The organism is Streptomyces sp. SLBN-31, from assembly GCF_006715395.1.
In the GTDB taxonomy this organism is placed as follows: Bacteria; Actinomycetota; Actinomycetes; order Streptomycetales; family Streptomycetaceae; genus Streptomyces.
Window position 1 is genome coordinate 56,040 of sequence record NZ_VFNC01000001.1, and the last position, 15,641, is coordinate 71,680.

The 15,641-nt window shown below is 69.7% G+C and carries 16 protein-coding genes and 1 tRNA gene; 7 read left to right on the forward strand and 10 right to left on the reverse strand.

The window, feature by feature from the left end:
* The first annotated feature begins 6 nt into the window (after window positions 1–6).
* The 5 genes from FBY22_RS00260 (at window position 7) to FBY22_RS00280 (ending at window position 5,226) form a co-directional block, all read left to right on the forward strand.
* Entirely contained in the window at window positions 7–1,581 is a 1,575-nt protein-coding gene (locus tag FBY22_RS00260) for a NuoM family protein (protein ID WP_142141888.1), read from the forward strand.
* Entirely contained in the window at window positions 1,578–3,098 is a 1,521-nt protein-coding gene (locus FBY22_RS00265) for an NADH-quinone oxidoreductase subunit N (RefSeq protein ID WP_142141889.1), read from the forward strand. Before FBY22_RS00260 ends, FBY22_RS00265 begins: the two co-directional genes overlap by 4 nt.
* A gap of 196 nt (window positions 3,099–3,294) precedes the next feature.
* Window positions 3,295–4,158 carry a zinc metalloprotease HtpX gene (gene htpX, locus FBY22_RS00270; protein WP_142141890.1) on the forward strand — a complete coding sequence of 288 codons (864 nt, stop codon included), beginning with the start codon at window positions 3,295–3,297 and terminating at the stop codon, window positions 4,156–4,158.
* Complete coding sequence (locus FBY22_RS00275; RefSeq protein ID WP_142141891.1) at window positions 4,155–4,547, forward strand: YccF domain-containing protein; 393 nt, start codon at window positions 4,155–4,157, stop codon at window positions 4,545–4,547. Before htpX ends, FBY22_RS00275 begins: the two co-directional genes overlap by 4 nt.
* Window positions 4,548–4,659: 112 nt before the next feature.
* Window positions 4,660–5,226, forward strand: a complete 567-nt coding sequence (locus FBY22_RS00280) for an SMI1/KNR4 family protein (protein WP_142141892.1) — start codon at window positions 4,660–4,662, stop codon at window positions 5,224–5,226.
* Window positions 5,227–5,242: 16 nt separating this feature from the next.
* Here the strand turns inward: FBY22_RS00280 and FBY22_RS00285 are convergent, their stop codons facing one another.
* Window positions 5,243–6,502 (reverse strand): APC family permease, encoded by a 1,260-nt coding sequence (locus FBY22_RS00285; protein ID WP_142141893.1) that lies wholly within the window; start codon window positions 6,500–6,502, stop codon window positions 5,243–5,245.
* A gap of 214 nt (window positions 6,503–6,716) precedes the next feature.
* Between FBY22_RS00285 and FBY22_RS00290 the strand changes: the two genes are divergently transcribed.
* Entirely contained in the window at window positions 6,717–6,983 is a 267-nt protein-coding gene (locus FBY22_RS00290; RefSeq protein ID WP_142141894.1) for a GlsB/YeaQ/YmgE family stress response membrane protein, read from the forward strand.
* Between the two features lie 139 nt (window positions 6,984–7,122).
* Here the strand turns inward: FBY22_RS00290 and FBY22_RS00295 are convergent, their stop codons facing one another.
* Window positions 7,123–7,611 carry a YajQ family cyclic di-GMP-binding protein gene (locus tag FBY22_RS00295; protein ID WP_142141895.1) on the reverse strand — a complete coding sequence of 163 codons (489 nt, stop codon included), beginning with the start codon at window positions 7,609–7,611 and terminating at the stop codon, window positions 7,123–7,125.
* Between the two features lie 225 nt (window positions 7,612–7,836).
* Here FBY22_RS00295 and FBY22_RS00300 point away from each other — a divergent pair.
* Window positions 7,837–7,918 (forward strand) — tRNA-Tyr (locus tag FBY22_RS00300).
* Between the two features lie 154 nt (window positions 7,919–8,072).
* Here the strand turns inward: FBY22_RS00300 and FBY22_RS00305 are convergent.
* The 8 genes from FBY22_RS00305 to FBY22_RS00340 all read right to left on the reverse strand — a co-directional run bounded on the left by FBY22_RS00305 (window position 8,073) and on the right by FBY22_RS00340 (window position 15,638).
* Window positions 8,073–9,440, reverse strand: coding sequence for a tyrosine-type recombinase/integrase (locus FBY22_RS00305; protein ID WP_142141896.1), 1,368 nt, complete (start codon window positions 9,438–9,440; stop codon window positions 8,073–8,075).
* Window positions 9,437–9,646: an AlpA family transcriptional regulator gene (locus FBY22_RS00310; RefSeq protein WP_260844673.1), complete on the reverse strand. Its 210-nt coding sequence runs from the start codon at window positions 9,644–9,646 to the stop codon at window positions 9,437–9,439. Before FBY22_RS00310 ends, FBY22_RS00305 begins: the two co-directional genes overlap by 4 nt.
* A 165-nt stretch (window positions 9,647–9,811) precedes the next feature.
* Entirely contained in the window at window positions 9,812–11,053 is a 1,242-nt protein-coding gene (locus FBY22_RS00315; RefSeq protein ID WP_142141897.1) for a DUF3631 domain-containing protein, read from the reverse strand.
* Between the two features lie 190 nt (window positions 11,054–11,243).
* Complete coding sequence (locus FBY22_RS00320; protein WP_142141898.1) at window positions 11,244–12,170, reverse strand: bifunctional DNA primase/polymerase; 927 nt, start codon at window positions 12,168–12,170, stop codon at window positions 11,244–11,246.
* Window positions 12,171–12,309: 139 nt separating this feature from the next.
* Complete coding sequence (ssb, locus tag FBY22_RS00325) at window positions 12,310–12,765, reverse strand: single-stranded DNA-binding protein (RefSeq protein WP_142141899.1); 456 nt, start codon at window positions 12,763–12,765, stop codon at window positions 12,310–12,312.
* Window positions 12,766–12,767: 2 nt separating this feature from the next.
* On the reverse strand, window positions 12,768–12,956 hold the full coding sequence (locus FBY22_RS00330) for a hypothetical protein (protein ID WP_142141900.1): 189 nt from the start codon (window positions 12,954–12,956) through the stop codon (window positions 12,768–12,770).
* The gene (locus tag FBY22_RS00335) at window positions 12,953–13,255 is read right to left on the reverse strand and encodes a hypothetical protein (protein ID WP_142141901.1); all 303 of its coding nucleotides are present in this window, start codon (window positions 13,253–13,255) and stop codon (window positions 12,953–12,955) included. Before FBY22_RS00335 ends, FBY22_RS00330 begins: the two co-directional genes overlap by 4 nt.
* A 220-nt stretch (window positions 13,256–13,475) precedes the next feature.
* Window positions 13,476–15,638 (reverse strand): hypothetical protein, encoded by a 2,163-nt coding sequence (locus FBY22_RS00340; protein ID WP_260844674.1) that lies wholly within the window; start codon window positions 15,636–15,638, stop codon window positions 13,476–13,478.
* Between the last annotated feature and the right edge of the window lie 3 nt (window positions 15,639–15,641).

Sequence of the window (15,641 nt, forward strand, 5' to 3'; positions counted from 1 at the left end):
GCAGGCGTGATCGATATCAGCGAGTCCGTGATGCAGTTCCTTCTGGCGTTCGTCGTCGTCGTACCGCTCCTCGGCGCGGTCGCCGCCCTCCTGCCCGCCCCGCCCGGACTGAAAGGGAAGTCGCCGGAGCAGGCCGTCCTGCGCCACGGCGTGACCGTCACCGGCGTGGTGCTCATCGCCGCGATCGCCCTCGCGCTCGGCTTCGACCACGACCACCCGTCGAAGATGCAGGCCACGACCGACATCAGCTGGATCCCCGCACTCGACGTGCGCATCCACCTCGGCATCGACGGCATCTCCCTCCCCCTTGTGGTCCTGACCGCGCTGCTGACCTTCCTCTGCGCGCTCTACTCGTACTTCAAGATGCCCGCGGGCCCGACCCCGAAGGCCTTCGTCGCGCTGCTGCTCGTCCTGGAGTCCGGCACCCTCGCGACCTTCGCCGTCCTCGACCTGCTGCTGTTCTTCCTGGCGTTCGAGACGGTGCTCATCCCGATGTACTTCCTCATCGCCCGCTGGGGCGGCGAGGGCCGTACCCGGGCCGCCTGGCGGTTCATCCTCTACACACTGCTCGGTTCGGTCGTCATGCTGCTCGGCCTGCTCCTGATCGGGATCAAGGCCGGCACTTTCGACATGGTGGCACTCGCCACTGACAACGGCCGGTCACTGACCACATCCGTGCAGGTCATCGCCGTTCTGGCGATCGGTGTCGGGCTCGCGGTCAAGACGCCGATGTGGCCGCTGCACAGCTGGCTGCCGGACGCCCACACCTCCGCCCCGACCGTCGGCTCGGTCCTCCTCGCCGGCGTCCTGCTGAAGATGGGCACGTACGGTTTCGTCCGCATCCTCCTGCCCATCGCGCCGGACGGCTTCCGCACCTTCGCGCCCTACCTCGCGGCCCTCGCGGTCGTCGGCATCATCTACGGGTCCCTCGCCTGCCTCGCCCTCGCCAAACAGGGCGCCAAGGGCGACCTCAAGCGGCTCGTCGCCTACTCCTCCGTCGGCCACATGGGCTTCGTCCTGCTCGGCATCGCCACCATGACCCCGACCGGCGTCAACGGCGCCCTCTTCGCCAACATCGCCCACGGCCTCATCACCGGCCTGCTCTTCTTCATCGTCGGCGCCCTCAAGGACCGCACCGGCACCACCGACCTGGACGCACTCGCCGAGGAGTCCGGTGCCGCCCTGTACGGCAAGGCCCCGCGCCTCGGCGGGCTCCTCGCCTTCGGCGCCGTGGCCTCCCTGGGCCTGCCGGGCCTGGCCGGCTTCTGGGGCGAAATGCTCGCTCTGTTCGGCGCGTTCAAACCCGCCGCCGACCTCAGCCGCCCCGCCTTCCTCACCTTCATGTCCATCGCGGCCTTCGGCACCCTGCTCACCGCCGCGTACATGCTCGTCGTCGTCCGGCGCGTGTGCATGGGCGCCGCACCGCAGGAAGCCCCGCAGCTGATGGACGTCCGCTCGTACGAGTTCGCGGCCTGGACGCCCCTCGTCGCCCTCACCGTCGTCGCCGGGCTGTGGCCCAAGGCGCTCCTCGGCCTGACCGACCCGGCCGTGCAGCAGCTCCTCGCAGGAGGCACCCGATGAGCTCCGTGGCCCAGCCGCTGGCCGAGAACCTCGTCCAGTCCGTCGACTGGCTCGCCATCGCGCCACCCACCCTCACGGCCCTCGTCGGACTCGTCGTCCTCGTCGCCGACCTGTTCGTCGGCGAGACAAGGAAGCCCCTGCTCGGCTGGGTGTCGGTCGCCGGCCTCGCCGCCTCCGCGCTCCTGCTGCTGCCCCTCCTCGGAGACGACCGCAGCACCTTCTGCGTCGACGGCACGCACGCGTGCAGCTACACAGCCGACAACTTCACCCTCGTCATCCAGTTCCTGGTCCTCGGCGGAGCCCTCCTCGCGGCCCTGCTGTCGGTGACGACCCTGAAGGACGCCGAACGACAACTCCCCGAAGGCGAGTACTGGTTCCTGCTGCTGTCCTCCGCCGCCGGCGCAGCCCTCCTGCCCGCCTCCCGCGACCTCGCGACCCTGATCGTCGCCCTGGAGGTCGCCTCCCTGCCCGCCTTCGCCCTCGTCGGCATCCGGCACGGCGACAGGAAGTCCTCCGAGGCGGCGCTGAAGTTCTTCCTGTCGTCGGTCACCGCGACCGCCGTCAGCCTCATGGGCATCAGCTTCGTGTACGCCTCGACCGGCACCCTCTACCTCATCCAGGTCGCCGACCGCATCCAGCACGTCGACGGCCAACTCCACACCCTCGCCCAGACCGGAGTCGTCCTCACCCTCGTCGGTTTCGCCTTCAAGACGGCAGCCGTTCCCTTCCACTTCTGGGTCCCCGACACCTACGTCGGCGCGCCCCTGCCGATCGCCGCCTATCTGTCGGTCGTCGGCAAGGCGGTCGGCTTCACCGGCCTCATCCTCGTCACCGTGCTCGCCTTCCCGTCGTACGCCGACGTCTGGGGCCCCGCACTCGCCGCCCTGGCCGCGCTCACCATGACCGTCGGCAACGTCGGTGCCCTGCGCCAGCAGGCCACGCGCGCGTACAGCGCGGTACGCCTCCTCGCCTGGTCGTCGGTCGGTCAGGCGGGCTACCTCCTCGTACCGATCGCCGCGGCCGCCTACTCCGGCCATCCGCAGCAGTCCGTCGGCTCCACCGTCGCCTACGCCCTCATGTACGCGGCCGTGAACCTCGGCGCGTTCGCCGTCGCCGCACTGGTGGGCCGCACGAAGACCGCCAACCGCCTCACCGACTACCGCGGCCTGTACGCCAGGAACCCGCTCGCAGCCCTGCTCCTGGCGTTCTTCCTGCTCTGCCTGGCCGGGCTGCCACCGGGCATCATCGGCCTGTTCGCCAAGGTCACCGTGTTCTCGGCGGCCGTCGACGCGGGACTCGGCTGGCTCGCCGTGATCATGGCCGTCAACGTCGTCGTCGCGCTCTTCTACTACCTTCAGTGGACGGCGCTGCTGTTCCGAGCTCCGGAGGGCGAACCCGTCGAGCACCGCATCCCGGCACCCCTGACAGCGGCGATCGCCCTCACCGGGGTCCTGGGCATCGCCCTCTCCGGGGCTCCCCAGTTGGTCCTGCGCTTCGCCGACACCGGCCTCTTCTGAGCACCTGCCCGGAGCCGCTCACCCGGACGGCGGAGGCATGCCGCCGTACGCACAAGGGAACTAGTGACCCTCGCCTGGCGTTGACCTGGAAGAAGGGTCCACTGGACGTGACACCACGGCACCAGCGGCACCGGAGAAAGCAAGCAAGATCCGCAAGCAAAGGGTTCCCCCTGCTGCATCACTTGGAGGGCGTACCGTGCACCGCCGGCACAACGGGCTAAGGACCGCAGTGCTCCTCGGAGGACTGTCCGCCCTCATCATCGTCATCGGCAGCTTTTTCGGCCGCATGGGGCTCGTCGTCGCGGTTCTCGTCGCCCTCGGGACGAACGCGTACGCGTACTGGAACAGCGACAAACTGGCGCTACGCGCGATGCGCGCGCGTCCGGTGAGCGAGTTCGAGGCCCCGGGCCTCTACCGCATGGTCCGCGAACTCTCCACCCAGGCGCGCCAGCCCATGCCCCGCCTCTACATCTCCCCTACGGAGGCGCCGAACGCCTTCGCGACGGGCCGCAACCCGCGCAACGCCGCGGTGTGCTGCACGGAAGGCATCCTGCGCCTCCTCGACGAGCGCGAACTGCGCGGCGTCATCGGCCACGAGCTCAGCCACGTCTACAACCGCGACATCCTCATCTCGTCGGTCGCCGGCGCCCTCGCCTCGGTGATCATGTTCCTGGTCAACTTCGCCTGGCTCATCCCGATCGGCCGCTCCGACGACGATGACGGCCCCGGCCTCATCGGCATGCTGTTCATCATGATCCTGGGCCCCCTCGCGGCCTCCCTCATCCAACTGGCCATCAGCCGGTCGAGGGAGTACGAGGCCGACGCGTCCGGCGCCCAACTGACCGGCGACCCGCTCGCCCTGGCCGGCGCCCTGCGCAAGCTGGAGACGGGCACCAAGCAACTGCCGCTGCCGCCCGAGCCGCGCATCGAGACGGCGAGCCACATGATGATCGCGAACCCCTTCCGCCCCGGTCAGGGACTGTCCAAGATGTTCTCGACGCATCCGCCGATGGCGGATCGCATCGCCCGGCTCGAGAAGATGGCAGGTCGCCCCCAGTGAAAACCATCCTGAACGTCATCTGGCTGGTCCTGAGCGGCTTCTGGCTGTTCCTCGGATACCTGGCAGCCGGAGTCCTGCTGTGCATCACGATCATCGGCATCCCGTTCGGCATTGCCGCGTTCCGTATCGGCGTCTATGCCCTGTGGCCCTTCGGGTACACGACGGTCGAGCGCCGTGACGCCGGTGCGCCCTCGTGCCTCGGCAACGTCCTGTGGCTGGTCCTCGCCGGCTGGTGGCTGGCGCTCGCGCACATCGCCACCGGCATCGCCCTGTGCATCACGATCATCGGGATCCCGTTCGGAGTCGCCAACTTCAAGCTGATCCCGGTCTCGCTGCTGCCGCTCGGCCGCGAAATCGTGCGGACGGACGAGCCGTTCGCCGCACGCTGACCTCGCCGCCGCCACGGCCCACCCCTGCCCGCCCCGGCCCAGAGGTTTTCCACAACCCCGCGGTTGTCCACAGGCCGGCTCGATTGTCAGTGCCGCCTTGCATCATGAACCCATGACCGACAACGAGCAGTTGCTGGCACGGGTGGCGGCCAAGGCGCGCACCACCCGCCCCTACGGCTGGACTTCCCTCCCCGCGCCCGTCGCCGCGGACACGCTGTCCCGCGCCGAGGCCGCCCTGGGCTTCACCCTGCCGCCACTGCTCGCCGACCTGTACCTGCGGATAGGAGACGGCGGATTCGGCCCGGAATACGGCCTGCTGCCCCTGCTCGACGGCCCGCCCGCGGGCGAGCCCGCCGCCGTCGTGCAGTACCTGGCCAACCGTGAGAGCGGCCGCAAGGACCCGGACTGGCTCTGGCCGGAAGGCGTCCTGCCGATATCCCACTGGGGCTGTGCCATGTACGCCTGCGTGGACTGCCGTTCCCCGGAGGCGACGGTCCTGCTCTTCGAGCCCAACCCGGGCGATCCCGACCACGCCTGGTTCGTGGACACGCCCACCCTCGCCGACTGGCTGCATGCCTGGGTCGAGGGCACCGGCTGGTGGGACGTGATGGAGGACGACTTCCAGATGGCCCCCTGGCCCGACTTCCGCATACGCACAGCGCAGGCGCCGACGGGCTGACAGCCCACCGCCGCAGCTACGTACGCCCGCGCCCCTCCACCCACCGCCGCACGCCGTACGCCACCACGCCCACCACCAGCACTCCCGCGCCCGCCACCACGGAAACCGCCGGCAACGAGAAAGCCAGCACGACGCACCCGACCAGTCCCAGAGTCGGCAGCAGCCGCGCCGTCGGGGCGGGACTCAGTGTCCAGGCCGAGGCGTTGGCCACGGCGTAGTACGCGAGCACACCGAAGGAGGAGAAGCCGATCGCACCCCGCACGTCCACCGTGGCGGCGAGGACGGCGACGACCGCGCCCACGGCCAGTTCGGCCCGGTGCGGCACCTGGAAACGCGGGTGCACGGCCGAGAGCGCGCCGGGCAGATGCCGGTCACGGGCCATGGCCAGCGTCGTCCGGGAGACGCCCAGGATGAGGGCGAGCAGCGAACCCAGCGCGGCCACGGCAGCCCCCACCCGCACGACCGGCACCAGCCACCGGACGCCGGCCGCCCGCACCGCGTCGGCCAGCGGAGCAGCCGCAGCCCCGAGACCATCGGCTCCCAGCACGGAGAGGACGGCCACCGCCACACACACGTACACGGCCAGGGCGATGCCCAACGCCACTGGGATCGCCCGGGGGATGGTGCGCGCGGGATCGCGTACCTCCTCGCCGAGGGTCGCGATGCGGGCGTACCCGGCGAAGGCGAAGAACAGCAGGCCGGCCGCCTGCAGCACGCCCCCCGCGCCCTCGGAGGCCCCGATGTTCAAGCGCGCGGCCTCGGACGCCCCCGACCCCAGACACACGACCACGACGGAAGCGAGGACAGCCAGCACCACCGCGACGATCACCCGGGTCAGCCAGGCGGACTTCTGAATGCCGCCGTAGTTCACCGCGGTCAGCGCCACCACCGCCGCGACCGCCACGGCATGGGCCTGCCCGGGCCAGACGTAGGCCCCCACGGTGAGCGCCATCGCCGCACAGGAGGCCGTCTTCCCGACGACGAACGACCAGCCCGCGAGATACCCCCAGAACGCGCCGAGCCGCTCGCGCCCGTACACGTAGGTGCCGCCGGAGGCCGGGTACAGAGCGGCCAGCCGCGCCGACGACGTGGCGTTGCAGTAGGCGACCACGGCGGCGACCGCCAGGCCGAGCAGCAGCCCGGAGCCGGCCGCACGGGCCGCGGGTCCCAGGGCGGCGAAGATCCCGGCGCCGATCATCGAGCCGAGCCCGATGACCACGGCGTCGCCGACGCCCAGGGTGCGTCGCAGTTCGGAGGCGGAGCCGGACCGTGTCATGGCTCGCACCCTACTGATCGCTGCAACCGGGGAGCACCGCGGAGGCGTCCTCCCCAGCAACGGAACACGAACAAGCGCGCCGAGAACGGATCGTGCGAGCCGGCCGACAGGCGGCCCGCGCGGTGGACGCGTGGCACACGGAGCACAGGCTGTCCGCACCGAAATCACACCGTTCGGACAGCGGATGCACAGAGCGGGAGGGCAGGTTCACGGCATGACGATCATCAGCTGGATCATCCTGGGGTTGTTGGCCGGAGCCATCGCCAAGTTCCTGCTGCCGGGCCGCGACCCGGGCGGCTTCGTCGGCACGACGCTCATCGGCATCGCGGGCGCGTTCATCGGCGGCTGGATCTCGTCCCGCTTCCTGGACCACCCGATCACCAAGCACTTCTACGACGGTGCGACCTGGGCGGCGGCGATCGGCGGCTCGCTGGTCCTCCTGATCGCTTACCGCATCCTGTTCGGCAACTCCCGCGACTGACCGGGAAGAACGGCCCGGTACGGCCGGGCACCCCTTGGACCGCAGCCAGCAGGCGAGAAAGGGTGGGCACCGACGGGTGCCCACCCTTTCCCGTACGCCGTGAGTCAGCGGCTCGTCGCGCCCACCAGGTGCATCCGGCTCACCGGTAGTTCACGAACTGGACCGCGAAGTCGAAGTCCTTGCCCTTCAGCAGGGCGATCACGGCCTGCAGGTCGTCACGGCTCTTGGAGCTGACGCGCAGCTCGTCACCCTGCACCTGAGCCTTGACCCCCTTGGGACCCTCGTCACGGATGATCTTCGCCACCTTCTTGGCGTTCTCCTGGGAGATGCCCTCCTCGATGGACGCGAAGATCTTGTACTCCTTGCCCGAGAGCTGGGGCTCGCCCGCGTCCAGGGCCTTCAGCGAGATGCCGCGCTTGATCAGCTTGGACTGGAAGACGTCGAGGACGGCCTTGACGCGGTCCTCGGAGTTCGCCTCCATCAGGATCTTTTCACCGGACCACGAGATCGAGGCTCCCACGCCCTTGAAGTCGTAGCGCTGCGAGATCTCCTTGGCGGCCTGGTTGAGGGCGTTGTCGACCTCCTGCCGCTCGACCTTCGAGACGATGTCGAAACTGGAGTCGGCCATGTCCTGTGGCTCCTTGTATCGGGGTGCTTGTGGGGTGCGGTTCGGCGGGCGTGGGGGTGGCCGCCGAGCCCGGCGTGGTGCGCGGGCCGCATCCGGACAAGCCTAGCCACCCGTGCTCGCTCGAGCGCAGATCAATCGGGTGGCGAAGCACCCCTCCGCATCGGGTATTGTTTACGTCGTTGCCAGCGAGCACCGCCGAAAAGCGGTTCGAACGGCAGCAGCCCCGGCGGTGTGCCCGAGCGGCCAAAGGGAGCAGACTGTAAATCTGCCGGCTCAGCCTTCCCAGGTTCGAATCCTGGCGCCGCCACAGGGAAAACAAGGGGCCCGTGACCAGCCATTTCGGCTGGTCACGGGCCCCTTGTCGTGTCTCCTGGCGATCGACACGCTGTCTCGCTCTGTCTCGCGTTCGAACGCCCTGTCTCGAACCGCGTGGCCCAGACGTGGACGGGATTTCTGCCCTGCTAGGAGCGCCCCTCCAGGCGAGCGGAGATCTTGGCGTTTGCCGCTTCGTCTCCGTCGCTGAGGAACTTCGCGTAGACGCGGAACAGGACGGCCACACTGTGGCCGGCGCGCTTCGCTACGAGCTGAGGTTCGACGCCAGAACTGAGCCAGGTGGAGACAGCCGCGTGACGGAGATCATAGGGACGCTTGGCCAAGGCTGACCCCCGCTGAGCGGGGGTCAGGGCCCGCGTTCGAGCTTCAGCCCAGACTTCCCCGTATCCGGTGTCTTGGATCAGTCCGCCCCGTTGCGTCCGGAACAGCCGGCCGTCCGGTGCCGTGCCGTATGCCATCACGTGCCATCGGAGCAAGGCGACCAGCTCTGGCGGGATAGGTACCTCCCGAACGGCCTTCCGAGGGCGGTGCTTCAGGCCCCGTTTGTCGTGGGCCTCGCCACTGTCCGTCCACGCCGAACCGGACCGCGGTCGTGTCTCTCTGAGGCGCAACTTCCCCCATCCGCGCCGCGGAAGGTCGCAGTCCTGGAGACGCAGGCCGATGACTTCGGCTGGCCGGGCCGCGGCGTAGTACATGCAGCCGAAGAACGGCATCAGGCGGCGGCCGCGTGGGCTCTGGGCCCGCACAGCGGCCAAGAGCTTCGCGGCCTGAGCAGGGTCCGGCACGCACGCCGGGTCCACCTCCTCTTCAACCTGTTCGGGAGCCTTCCACTGGACGCGCGGCAGGGGGTTCTCCGTCAAGAGTTCGGCGTCCACGGCGTACCCGAGGGCGTTGTGGAAGATGGCTCGCTTCCTGCGGATCACGCTTGCCGCTGCCGTCTTGCCGTCGAGCTTCTTGGTCAGGGCTTCCAGCGCGGCACGTACTTGCATGCGGTCTGCCAGAGCGGATGTGGGCAGGGACTTCGCTTCGAACCAGGCGAGCACCTTGACGACCTCGTCCGGGGGATCCTCCTTCCAGCGGTTCTTGTTGAACGCCCAGCTGTAGAGGGCGGTGCGTACGACTCGCGGTTCCGGCATGCCCTTGGTGTTCTTCACCAGAGCGGGCGTGACGGTTGCCATGGCTTCGGCGAGCGTGCGGCGTGTCGACGCAGGGGAGTGGTCCCACTTCATGGCGATGTAGTTGCGGGCATGCTCGTACCACGAAATGTCCCGCTCCTTGGTGAGCAAGGACTGGGGCAGTCCGCTCTCCACGTCGAACGGCTCGCCCTTGCGAGCGGCCGTCATGAGCTGGGCCCGGCGGCTCTCCGCCAGGCCCGATGTCTTGAAGGACTCCGAGTGCGGGCGGGTGCCGGTACCCCAGCGAACTTGGTAGGGCTTCCGCGTCGAATCACGCTTGCGGATAGCCCAGATCTTGACGTCGTAGGTCCACTCAGTCACGCGGCATCCAGTTCTTCTTTGAAGGCATCCAGGACACTTCGACGCACGCAGATGCGACCGGAAGGCGTGCGCCGCGCCTCCGGCGTGTAACCGCGGTCGCGCCACCGGTACCAGGTGGCGCGGGTGATGCCGATCTCGTCCAACACGTCGCTGAGCGGCACCAGTTCATCCTTCGGCTCGCGACGACGACGGGTAGGGGTGGCCATGTCGGAGTCTCCTTGAGACGGCAGGAGGGGAAGACGAACGAGAGGGGCCGTCGCAACCTTCGCGCGGCCCCTCTGGGAATCCGCTACAGCCGCTACATCCGCTACAGCGCAGGTCAGGGGGCTGTTGCGTGTAGCGGATGGGCGGGATGTAGCGGATAGGTGGTGCTACGCGGGGCGGTCGCCGGTAGCGGCTTGCGGGGTGATGTAGCGGATGCCGGGAAGCTCTTCCGCTACAGATTCACCCCCGTTGACCTGCGGTGTAGCGGATGTAGCGGATGTAGCGGAATTCTCGGGGAGTGGGGGGCAGTAGCGCAGCCAGGCGTCCGCGAGATCTTCGGCGTAGTAGCCCTTGGGGACGCCCTGGGTGGTGCGGATGGATCGGGGCCCGATCGGCTCGTTCTTCGCCGTGACGTACTCCCCGAGCATCTTGGACAGCGACCGGGCGTTGAGGGGCTTGCCGTTGCCATCCATGTCCGCCCACGGGGCGTCATCGATCCGGTGAAGGAGTTCGAGGATCGCGGCCGTGGGCATGCGCTCGGCTCCGCAGAACACCTTGTCCCGCAGGTCGGTCAACAGCCGGATGCCGATGGAGGAACCGCTTCCCTCGCCCGCCGCGCGGACCAGTTCCAGGCAGGCCGCGCGGGCTCGCTCGGGCCAGTGCCCGCCCGCCGCGTCGGCGACCGCCAACAGCGGCTCCCACACGTCGGCGGGCCGGTCCGAGACTCCCTCGGGCATCTCCGGCCAGGCCGCGGCGATGTCGTCCCTGACGGTGTCGGCCCACTTGGCGAGGCGGTCACGCAGGGCGTGGCCCTGCTTCTCGTGGACGCGTCGGCGATAGGGTTCGGCCTTCTCGTTGGGGGCCTTCTTGCGCATGCGGATGATGACGGAGCGGGTCAGGATCGTGTCCGGTAGCGAGCCGAGTCCGGCCATGGCGACCGCGCAGAACGAGGAGAACCACTCGGTGCTCTGGTTGGAGCCGTCGCCGACGCAGCGCAGGGACTTGGCGCCGCGCCGATAGCCGGAGTTGAGGAACCCGCGGACCTCTTCGTTGCCGCCGGCCTTGGGACCGAAAACGGTGTCGATCTCGTCGAAGAGCAGCGTCGGGGTTCCTCCGTCGGCCTCCACCAGCCGGAACAGGGCGTTGGCCGATGCGTTGACGGTGGTGGCCGCGCGTGGCGTGAGGGTTTCCACGATCTCCAGGGCGCGGGACTTGCCCGATCCGGGCTCGGGGGAGAGGAACGCGAGGCGGGCGGTGCCGTCGAACGCATCGATCAGGTGGGCGTGTGCGTCCCACAGGGTGACGGCGACGTAGGCGGCCTCGCGGGGGAAGACGTTGAAGCGGCGGTGGAACGCTTCGACCTCATCGAGCAGCGCGGCGCCGTCGATGGGGGCCTTGGGGCTGGTCATGCGGCGTTTCCCCTTTCGGAGTTACGTGCCGGGCACGGGGTGCGGTGGATCGGGGGGAAAGGCTGAAAGGACGCCCTTCGGGCGGCCTTCCGTCGGCCGCCCCCGCCTGCTCCGGTAGGGGCGGGCGGGGCGTCTGGCGGCCCGTCGGGGGCGGGGATGAGGCAATCCAGGCGGGGGGAACGGTTGGTGGTCACGCGACCTCCCGCGGTGTCGCGTGCGCCACGATCCACTCCATGGCGCTGTGGATGGTGGTGCGGCACTCGGCGGCCGGCAGTCCCGTCGACTCCCCCGCCGCCTGGATTGCCTCTTCGACCGTGCGCCGGTCGATGTGTCCCCAGGCGACGAACCGGGCCACCTTGCACGCACTGCGGTGCAGGGTGGCGTTGCGCCCGTTCGGCCCTCCCTCGCGGGCGGCCCGGATGACCGCACACTCCCGCTCGAGTGCCGTGCGCGCGGCCTTGCTGCCGTCCAACACCCGAGCGAGCGTCGGCGGTTCGGCCGGTTTCGCCGACTCAGTCAGCAGCTCTGCCAGCCACGCCGGCAGCGCGGCAACCGGGGCAGCCTCGGCTACCTCGTAGGCGCCCTGCGGGGTGGTACAGCCCGCGGCGACGACGTAGCCGCCCCAGGCGCGGGTGTCGATGTTGGGGGCGATCCGCTTGACGCTGCACTTCAACCGCACCCCGCGTGGGGCCGTGAAGTACAGGTGGCGGCCCCCGCTGGGAGTCCGCACCTGGTAGGTGTCCGGAAAGGGCTGACCGTGGCGCTCGCAGAGCGCCTCGAAAGAAGTGGCGCCGTCAGGCGCTCCTTCCTGCTCTTCCTCTTTCGGCACGTCCAGATCGACGACCAGTAGGCCAGCCGGTCCGGTCGCGATCCCGACGTTGTAGGGGTGGTGGGCCCACGCGGTCTGGATCAGGTCGGGCTCGGTGGTGGCGCGCTGTTCGGGGGTGCGGTGCCCGCCGGAGCAGCGTCCGGTGCGGGGGCAGGAGCGTTCGGGGTGTCCGGTAGGCCGCTTGGCCCCCGGAATCAGGGGAATGACAGGCCAGCCCCGCTCACCGCAGAGCAGGGCGGCGGCGAGCAGGTGCAGGGTGTCCAGGGACACGGTCCGGGGCTCGTTCACGGCGCAGCTCCCTCACTGCGCACTCGCCGGATGTCCGTGGGGTGGGTCATGCTGGAGACCTCCACAGGTCTGGTGACTGGTGGGTGGACAAGGGCGGCCCCGCGACTTTGCCGAGACGAGGGGGCCGCCCTTGGCGTAGCTAGAACGGGGGTTCGGCGTCGGCCGCGCCTGCGGCAGAGTTGTTGCCGGTGGCCCACACGTCATCGCCCGCCGAGCCGTTCTGACCAGTGCGCTTGGCGTTGATGGTCACGGTGGTGAAGCGGACCGAGGCGCCGATGTCGTCGATCTCGACGGCGAGCATGGAACGCTTCTCGCCCTGCTCGTTGGTCCAGTCGTGCTGCCGCATCCGCCCGTTGGCGACGACGCGCGAGCCCTTCTTGAGGCTGTCGGCGACATGTTCGGCGAGGGTGCGCCAGGCGGCGCAGCGGTAGAACGCGGTGGTGCCGTCCTTCCACGCGTTGGAGGTGCGGTCGAAGGTGCGCGGGGTGACAGCAATGGTGAACTTCGCCAGCGCGGCGCCGCCCTCGGTGAACTTCAGCTCCGGGTCGTCGGTCAGGTTGCCGACAAGGGTGATCGGGGTTTCTCCGAACGACATGGTCACTCGCTCTCGAGGTCGGTGGGCTGGTGGTCGGCGGTGAAGTACAGGCGGACGCGCTTGCGGTCGCGGGTGGGGTACTGGCGGGCGGGTCCGGTGTCGAACGCGGCGGCCAGGACTCGGCTGACGCGGTCGGTGTCGGTGGGCTCGCAGATGACGCGGATCTCGAACACGGATGCCTTCGGGGTCACTTGGAGCGGGCGAGTTTGAGGGTGATGCCGCCGACGCCGACGGGTCCGGCGGCGCCGGCGATGACGGTGGCGGTGTGGGCGGCGATGTCGAGCAGCCAGGCGAGCGCGGCGACCAGTCCCCAGCCGCCGATGACAACCGCGCCGGCAATGGCGAACGGGTACGCGAGGCGCCGCCAGGGGAAGGCAGCGGTGTTGTCCTGGACGACGAACACGACGGGCTGGCCGGTGGCCTGGGCGCGGTGGTAGGCGTCGGCGGGGATGTGCGGGGCTAAGACGCCGGGCGGTTCACGGTGCTCCATCAGGTGTGTCCTTCCGGTGTGCCGGGACACGCGGGCGCCCGCCGGAGGTGTTCCGGCGGGCGCCCACGTGATGACGGTGTGTGGTTGTAGTGGTCACTGGCTAGTGGCTACTGGCAAGCCGAAAGAGCCTGTTGAGGGCCCCTGGTGGCCAGTAGCGGGGTGTTCTACCGGCTAGTGGCAAGTTGGCGGTAGCCAGTAGCCGGTAGCTTTCTGTGAGCGTTCAGGCGTGGTCGGGGTGGACGTAGACCGAGTGCGGTCCGTTGTCCCGGTAGACCAGCTCGCCTCGTTCGGCCGCCGCTTTGAGTGCCTCGCGGACGGCTTGCCGGCTGCGGCCCACGCGGTCGGCGACGGCGGACGGTTTCATGCCCACCGGACCAGCGTCGGCGATCGCCGCGAGCGCGTCCGCCAGCCATTCCGGCCCCGCCGTCCCGCCCTGCGGCGCGGGCGCCTGGTCGTCGTCGTCCCGCAGCGCGGACAGGTTCAGCCCGCGCCGCTCCGGACGCTCCCGCTCCGGGTGCGGTGCCGGGGCGGACGGGTCGGGCTCGTCGGTGGTGCCGAACTGTGCGTCGATCTCGCGCATGAACGCATCCGCGAGCCGATCCACCTCCGACCCCGACCCTGAATCCGCCTGAGTCGGCGGGGTGTTGTTCGGTGCGTCGCGCAGGGCGGACAGATTGAGCCCGTACCGGCCACCCGCACCGCCGCCTTGGCCGGTGGGGATGGGGGTGGTGTCGGGGTTGCCCATCCAGGCGATGCGGTCGGCATCCCAGCGGCGCGCGTATGCCTCACCGGCGGCCTTGGCGGACACCGTGTCGAGGGCGGGGTGGCGTTCGCTGGTGGCGGCGACGATCTCGCGGATCTGGTGGGGCAGGACCCGCCACGTCTTGAACAGGGCGGCCGGCGATTCGGGTGTGCTCATGAACCCGGCGCCCTTGTAGGGGGCTTGCTCGGTGCGCAGGCCGCGGCTGCCGGGGAACATCTTCGAGAGGTCCATGCCCTCGGTTTCGCCGCCGGTCAGGGCGACGCGCACCTTGGCCTCGCGGCGGATCATCAGGTTGCCCAGCACACTGCCGGTCGCCCCCAGCGCGGTGAGCACGGTGCGGACGCCCATGGAGCGGGCGATGCGGATGACTTCCAGGATCTTTTCTGCGAGCTTGCGCATCCGCCGGTCGGTGCTGACCAGGATCTCCGCACCCTCGTCGATCAACAGCATGATCTGCGGGATCGCCGAACTAACCGGCAACAGGTCGGTGTTGTTGCGGTGCATGAGGTCCTGGTAGGCAGTCTTGCGATACCGGGCGACCGCCAAAGCGGTGTCCAGCATCAACAGCGCCTCCTCGTAGGTCGAGGCGAGCCAGTCGATCCCGGGCCGCCAGCGCCGCTCGCCCTCTGCCGGTTGGTGGTTGAGGGCGGGCAGGACCCAGGGCAGGCCGGCCGATCCTGCATTCAGGTCGATCACCCACGGCAGGATGTCCGTGGCGCGGGCGAAGCCGGCGAGGATGGCGTGGACCATGTTGGTCTTGCCCGACCCGGTGGGCCCGACCACGAGCGCGCACTGTTCGCGCAGGTAGGCGAGGATCTCGTCGGCGTTGGTGCGGTATCCCCAGGGGATGCCGGTCAGGACCGAGAGAGGGCCGTAGTCGGTGGGGTAGGTGCGTTCGTCCATGAGGACGTTGACGGTGGCCACGTCGATCAGGGCACGGCCCTGGTGGACGCCGGGAGAGGCGGTCGCGGTGCAGCCATGCGGCAGATGCGCATCCGACGACAACACTGCCGACCGCTTGCTGATCAGGTCATACGTGGCGCCGCCCGGCAGTTCGGCGTCGATGGTGAACCCGGTGCCCGCGGCCCACTTCTCGACGGCGAGCACCTTCAGGCGGATGCCGCAGATCCTTTCGATCCGCTCCGCCCACTCCTCAGCGATCGCCCGCCGCTCCGCAGACAACGCCGCGGCCACCGCCCGCTGTTCGGCAGCCAGCGCCTCGGTCTCGCGGGCTTCCTCGTAGAGGTTGGTGGACCGGGTGGCGGTGCCCATGCCGACGCCGATGACGGCCAGCGAGCCGAGCGCCTGCCAGGTCAGCGGCCCGTTGGTGACTGCCCAGGTGGTCCAGCCGGCGCCGATGAGCCAGGAGGAGGCGCGGGAGGCGATGGTCTGGCCGGCGTTGCGCAGCCGGATGCCGGCGGCGGTGTGGCCGATCGCTCCGGCCGCACCCACCGCCAGCGCCCACCCGGGCGGCATGCCCGTGGCGGCGCCGGTGGTGGCCACGGCGAACATGCCAGTAGTGGCGGACAGGGCGCCGGTCACAGGCCCGTGGCCGGCTGCCCAGTCCCACGCCGGGCCACCCTGAGCCGTATCGGTCTGCTTGCTGTTCTGTTTGGTCATGGT

What these genes read in the sequence shown, in the direction of transcription:
- FBY22_RS00265 (WP_142141889.1), top strand. Translation starts at nt 1,578, where the DNA reads ATGAGCTCCGTGGCCCAGCCGCTGGCCGAGAACCTCGTCCAGTCCGTC.
- FBY22_RS00280 (WP_142141892.1), top strand. Translation starts at nt 4,660, where the DNA reads ATGACCGACAACGAGCAGTTGCTGGCACGGGTGGCGGCCAAGGCGCGC.
- FBY22_RS00285 (WP_142141893.1), bottom strand. Translation starts at nt 6,502, where the DNA reads ATGACACGGTCCGGCTCCGCCTCCGAACTGCGACGCACCCTGGGCGTC.
- FBY22_RS00290 (WP_142141894.1), top strand. Translation starts at nt 6,717, where the DNA reads ATGACGATCATCAGCTGGATCATCCTGGGGTTGTTGGCCGGAGCCATC.
- FBY22_RS00295 (WP_142141895.1), bottom strand. Translation starts at nt 7,611, where the DNA reads ATGGCCGACTCCAGTTTCGACATCGTCTCGAAGGTCGAGCGGCAGGAG.
- FBY22_RS00310 (WP_260844673.1), bottom strand. Translation starts at nt 9,646, where the DNA reads ATGGCCACCCCTACCCGTCGTCGTCGCGAGCCGAAGGATGAACTGGTG.
- FBY22_RS00315 (WP_142141897.1), bottom strand. Translation starts at nt 11,053, where the DNA reads ATGACCAGCCCCAAGGCCCCCATCGACGGCGCCGCGCTGCTCGATGAG.
- ssb (WP_142141899.1), bottom strand. Translation starts at nt 12,765, where the DNA reads ATGTCGTTCGGAGAAACCCCGATCACCCTTGTCGGCAACCTGACCGAC.
- FBY22_RS00335 (WP_142141901.1), bottom strand. Translation starts at nt 13,255, where the DNA reads ATGGAGCACCGTGAACCGCCCGGCGTCTTAGCCCCGCACATCCCCGCC.
- FBY22_RS00340 (WP_260844674.1), bottom strand. Translation starts at nt 15,638, where the DNA reads ATGACCAAACAGAACAGCAAGCAGACCGATACGGCTCAGGGTGGCCCG.